The organism is Reichenbachiella sp. MALMAid0571, assembly GCF_040151475.1.
Taxonomy (GTDB): Bacteria; Bacteroidota; Bacteroidia; order Cytophagales; family Cyclobacteriaceae; genus CAXBNB01.
This window is the reverse complement of sequence record NZ_JBDKWG010000050.1, coordinates 1-367: the sequence shown is the minus strand read 5'-3', so window position 1 is coordinate 367 and position 367 is coordinate 1. Positions and strand designations below refer to the sequence as shown.

The following is a 367-nucleotide window of genomic DNA, read 5'->3' as shown; positions in this document are numbered from 1 at the left end:
TTTGGCAGTATTGGTACTGTTCCAAAGTTGGAAAGTATAATCTGCCATCACAGCCGGATCAGTAGTAACCACCCCGTTGATAGTAATTTGATCTACGGTGACGGTACCATTTCCGGGGCTGCATTGAGTGGAAGCCACCGGAGTAAAGTCATCGACAGATATTTCAGCAGGGTCATCAATAATAGTAGCAGATATTTTAGCCTGGCAAGCCCCTGGGGTTACTTCATCATCATCTTCAACGAGCACCCAGTAGCTACCGGCCGCCAGTCCTGTAGCTGTAGCGGTGGTTTGTCCAATAGGAGCATTTACATTTACATCAGCACCTGAGTGCCATGTGTAGGAGTAGTTACCTCCATCAGGGTTGTCC

The 367-nt window shown here is 48.0% G+C and carries 1 protein-coding gene; it reads right to left on the bottom strand.

All coding sequences use genetic code 11. The features are described 5' to 3' along the window. The coding region (locus AAOP42_RS00690; protein ID WP_349526527.1) for a hypothetical protein at nucleotides 1–367 on the bottom strand (367 nt) is incomplete at both ends.